Source organism: Rhodosalinus sp. (assembly GCF_041685465.1).
Taxonomy (GTDB): Bacteria; Pseudomonadota; Alphaproteobacteria; order Rhodobacterales; family Rhodobacteraceae; genus Rhodosalinus.
Map to the genome: position 1 here is coordinate 1 of NZ_JAWLFS010000228.1, position 4,751 is coordinate 4,751.

Consider the following 4,751-nt stretch of genomic DNA (forward strand, 5'->3'; position numbering starts at 1 on the left):
TTCCTGTCGTCCACGATTCTCGAGCTTTTCTCGGCGCTCGGCGTGGCGCTGGTGGCCGTCTACGTGGGCTTCACGCTGCTCGGCGAGATCGGCATCGGCCACTGGGGCGATCTGACGCTCGCGGGCGGGCTCTTCGTGCTGCTGCTCGCGCCCGAGTTCTTCCAGCCGCTGCGCGAGATGGCGGCCGCGTGGCACGACCGCGCCTCGGCCCGTGCCGTTGCGGGAGAACTCGCCGCGCTGGAGGACGACCCGCGCCCGGCGATCCTCGGGCGGGGGGAGGCGGCCGCGCCGCTCGACGGCCCGGCGACGCTGCGGCTTGACGGTGCGATGGTGATGCGCGGGGGCGCGCGGGTCCGGCTGCCCGATCTCGCGGTGGCGCCGGGTGAGGCGGTGGCGCTCACCGGGCCGTCGGGTTCGGGCAAGTCCTCGGCGCTCATGGCGGCGGCGGGGCTCGTCCCGGCGGAGACCGGGCGGATCGAGGTGGCGGGCCGGGCGCTCGACGACGCCACCGCGGACGCCTGGCGTGCGCGGGTCGCGCTGGTGCCGCAGTCGGTGCATGTGCCGGACGTGACGCTGCGCGCCTTCCTCGACCCGGCCGGGCAGGGGGGCGATCCCGCCCCGGCGCTCGCCGCGGCGGGGGCCGAGGGCGTGGTCGCGCGCCTGCCCGAGGGTCTGGATACGCGGCTCGGCGAGACGGGCGCCGGCGTCTCCGGCGGCGAGGCGCGGCGGCTTCTCGTCGCGCGGGCGATCCTCTCGGGCGCGGAGGTGGTGCTCGCGGACGAGCCGACGGCCGACCTCGACTCCGAGACGGCCCGGCAGGTGATCGCCGGGCTTCAGGCGCTCGCCGCGCGGGGCGCGACGCTTCTTGTGGCGACGCATGACCCGCGGCTGGTGGCGGCGATGGACCGGGTGGTGGAGATGCCCGGCACGGCGGCGGAGGGCGCGGCATGAGGCGGCTCTTCAAGGTTCTCCGCCTGACCTGGGGCGCGGCGCCCGGCGCGATGTGGCGCGGCGCGGCGCTTTCGGTCGCGGTGCTCGTGATGGGCGTCGCGCTGCTGGGCCTCTCGGGGTGGTTCATCGTGGCGACGGGCCTCGCCGGGCTCGCCGGCATCGGCATCGCCTTCGACGTCTTCCGCCCCTCGGCGGGCATCCGCTTTCTCGCGCTGGGCCGCGCCGCGAGCCGTTACGGCGAGCGGCTGCTCACCCACGACGCGACGCTGCGGGCGCTGGCGGCGCTGCGCCTCGACCTGATGCGGCGGCTCGCGGCGCGGCCGGTGGCGGCGCTGCAACGGCTGCGCGGCGGGCCGGAGCTCACCCGGATCACGGCCGACGTCGATGCGCTCGACGGGGTGGTGCTGCGTCTCGCATTGCCGCTGCTGGCGGGGCTGGTGACCCACGCCGCGGCCTTCGCCGTGCTCTGGTGGCTCGTGGCGCCGGCGGTCGCGGGGGCGGTGGCGGCGGGCTACCTGCTGGGCGCGGCGGCGATCCTCGCGCGGGTCGCGGTGGTCAGCCGCGCGCCCTCGGCCGAGGCGGAGGCGGCGACTCAGGAGTTGCGCCGTGGCGTCATCGACGCCTTCCGCGGGCAGCGCGACCTTCTGGTGCAGGGGCGCATGGGCGCGCGGCTCGAAGAGCTCGCGGCGCTCGACGGGCAGGCCCGGACGGCAGAGGACCGGCTCGACCGGATCGACCGGGCGTCGGGCTTCGCCCTCGCCGCGGTGGTGGCCGGCGTGGCGGGCACGGCGCTCGCCCTCGGCGGCTGGCTGGTCGCCGGGGGCGCGGTGGAGCCGGCGCCCGCCGCGATCGGCTTCTTCGTGGCGCTCGCGCTGTCGGAGACGGTGCTGCCGCTGCGCAAGGGGTTGGCCGAGATCGGGCGGATGCACGACGCCGCGGGCCGCGTGATGGCGACCGAGCCTGCCGCGCCGCGGCTGGAAGGGCCGGCGCCCGCGGCGGCCGGGTTGCGGGGGCTCACCTTCGAGGGGGTCGCGGTGGCGCGGCCCGGGGGCGGCGTGCCGCTTCTCGCCGGGCTCGACCTGCGCGTTGCGCCGGGGGAGACGGTGGCGCTTTCCGGGCCGTCCGGCTCGGGCAAGTCCACGCTCCTCGCCGTCGCGGCGGGGCTCGAGGCGCCAGCGGCGGGGCGCGTCCTGCTCGACGGGCATCCCGTGGGCGACTGGCCGGAGGCGGCGCTGCGCGCGCGGCTGACGCTGGTGCTGCAGCGCGCGGCGCTGGTCGCGGGCACGATCCGCGACAACCTCGCGCTGGCGGCGCCGGAGGCGGACGACACTGACATGCGCGCGGCGCTGGAGGCGGTGGCTCTCTGGCCCGTGGTCGCGGCGAAGGGCGGGCTCGACGCGGTGCTGGGCGAGGGCGGCGCGGGCCTCTCGGGTGGCGAGGCGCGGCGGCTCGCACTCGCCCGCGCGGCGCTCCGGCGCCCGGCCGTCCTTCTGCTCGACGAGCCGACCGAGGGGCTCGACGGCCCGCGCGCGGAGGAGGCGCTGCGCGGCCTGCGCGCGATGCTGCCCGAGGCGGCGATCCTCACCGCGTCGCACCGCGCCGAGGAGCTTGCGACAGCGCACCGCACCCTCGATCTCGGAACATACATCTCAAAAACAGCATCCGTTTGACCCATATCAAACCGGCGACTCGGCCGCGGGTGTAGCGCACCCGCAACCGGCATCTGCGGGAGACCTTTTCCCGCGACAGCAAAGAGGAGTCGGCGATGGAACTCGATGTGGTGGAGCTCTCGCGCCTGCAGTTCGCGGCGACGGCCATGTTCCACTTTCTCTTCGTGCCCCTGACGCTGGGCCTGTCGATCATCGTGGCCATCATGGAGACGGTCTACGTGATGACGAACCGTCCCATCTGGCGGCAGATGACGAAGTTCTGGGGGACGCTCTTCGGCATCAACTTCGTGCTCGGCGTGGCCACCGGCATCACGATGGAATTCCAGTTCGGGATGAACTGGAGCTATTACAGCCACTACGTCGGCGACATCTTCGGCGCGCCGCTCGCGGTCGAGGGGCTGATGGCCTTCTTCCTCGAGGCGACCTTCGTGGGGCTCTTCTTCTTCGGCTGGGACAAGCTGTCGAAGGTGCAGCACATGGTCGTCGCCTGGCTCGTGGCGATCGGCTCCAACTTCTCGGCGCTCTGGATCCTGATCGCCAACGGCTGGATGCAGAACCCGGTGGGCGCCGCCTTCAACCCCGAGACGATGCGCATGGAGATGACGAGCTTCTTCGACGTCGTCTTCAACGAGGTGGCGCAGGCGAAGTTCGTGCACACCGTCTCGGCGGGCTACGTCACCGCGGCGGTCTTCGTGCTCGGCGTCTCGGCCTGGTACCTGCTGAAGGGCCGGCACGTGGAGCTCGCGCGGCGCTCGATCACCGTGGCGGCCTCCTTCGGCCTCGCCGCGGCGCTCTCGGTCGTCGTGCTCGGCGACGAGTCGGGCTACTCTGCCACCCACACCCAGAAGATGAAGCTCGCCGCGATGGAGGCGATGTGGGAAACCCATGAGGCGCCCGCCCCCTTCACCGCCGTCGGCCTGCCCGACAAGGAGGCGCGCGAGACCCACTACAAGGTCGAGATCCCCTGGGCGATGGGCCTGATCGGCACGCGCTCGCTCACGCAGGACATCCCCGGCATCAATCAGCTCGAGGCGGACTCCGCCGACCGCATCCGCGAGGGGCTCATCGCCTATGACGCGCTGATGGAGATCCGCGAGAACCGTGGCGCGGTCACGCCCGAGCTGCGCGAGCGGTTCGAGGCGCATTCCGACGACCTCGGCTACGCCTTCCTGCTGAAGCAGTACGTCGAGGACCCGCGCGAGGCGACCGACGACCAGATCGCCATGGCGGCCGAGGACACGATCCCCGGTGTCGCGCCGCTGTTCTGGGCGTTCCGGATCATGGTCGGGCTCGGCTTCGCCTTCATCGGTGTGATGGCCTATTTCTTCGTGCAGGCCAACTTCCGCGGCATGCGCTTCCCGCGGCCGGCGCTCTGGCTCGCCGTGGCGATCATCCCGACGCCCTGGATCGCTGCGGAACTCGGCTGGTTCGTGGCGGAATACGGGCGCCAGCCGTGGACGGTGGACGGGGTGCTGCCCACGGCGCTCTCGGTCAGCCACCTCAGCGTTCAGGATCTGCTCATCACGCTGGCGGGCTTCATGATCTTCTACTCCGTCCTCTTCGTGATCGAGATGGCGTTGATGCTGAAATACATCCGCCGCGGCCCGGTCGAGGACGTGGAGGAAACCGAGAAATGGATGGAACGGCACGCCCACCGTCTGCGCACGCATGACGGCAAGGGCCCGTTCGCGACCCCTGCGGAGTGACGACCATGGTCCTGCATGAACTGATCGATTTCGAGATCCTGCGCGTGATCTGGTGGGCGCTTCTGGGCGTGCTGCTGATCGGCTTCGCGCTCACCGACGGCTTCGACATGGGGGTGGGCGCGCTCCTGCCCTTCGTGGCGAAGACCGACACCGAGCGCCGCGTGGCCATCAACACCGTCGGCCCCGTCTGGGAGGGCAACCAGGTCTGGTTCATCCTCGGCGGCGGCGCGATCTTCGCCGCCTGGCCGCCGCTCTACGCGGTGAGCTTCTCGGGTTTCTACCTGGCGATGTTCGCGGTGCTCGCGGCGCTCATCCTGCGGCCCGTGGCCTTCAAGTACCGCTCCAAGCGCGAGGACGCGCGCTGGCGCAACGGCTGGGACTGGGCGCTCTTCGTGGGCGGCGCGGTGCCGGCGCTGCTGTTCGG

General features: G+C 72.7%; 4 protein-coding genes. All 4 read left to right on the forward strand.

Features of this window, described 5'->3' with window-relative positions:
• Nucleotides 1-951 (forward strand): ATP-binding cassette domain-containing protein (locus ACESL7_RS13135; protein ID WP_372893761.1); only part of this gene is annotated, 951 nt, incomplete at its 5' end.
• Entirely contained in the window at nt 948-2,621 is a 1,674-nt protein-coding gene (locus tag ACESL7_RS13140) for an amino acid ABC transporter ATP-binding/permease protein (RefSeq protein ID WP_372893762.1), read from the forward strand. The genes ACESL7_RS13135 and ACESL7_RS13140, both read left to right, overlap by 4 nt.
• A 95-nt stretch (nt 2,622-2,716) precedes the next feature.
• Nucleotides 2,717-4,327, forward strand: a complete 1,611-nt coding sequence (locus ACESL7_RS13145; RefSeq protein ID WP_372893763.1) for a cytochrome ubiquinol oxidase subunit I — start codon at nt 2,717-2,719, stop codon at nt 4,325-4,327.
• A gap of 5 nt (nt 4,328-4,332) precedes the next feature.
• Nucleotides 4,333-4,751, forward strand: a 419-nt coding sequence (cydB, locus tag ACESL7_RS13150; protein ID WP_372893764.1) for a cytochrome d ubiquinol oxidase subunit II, incomplete at its 3' end; no start/stop codon positions are given.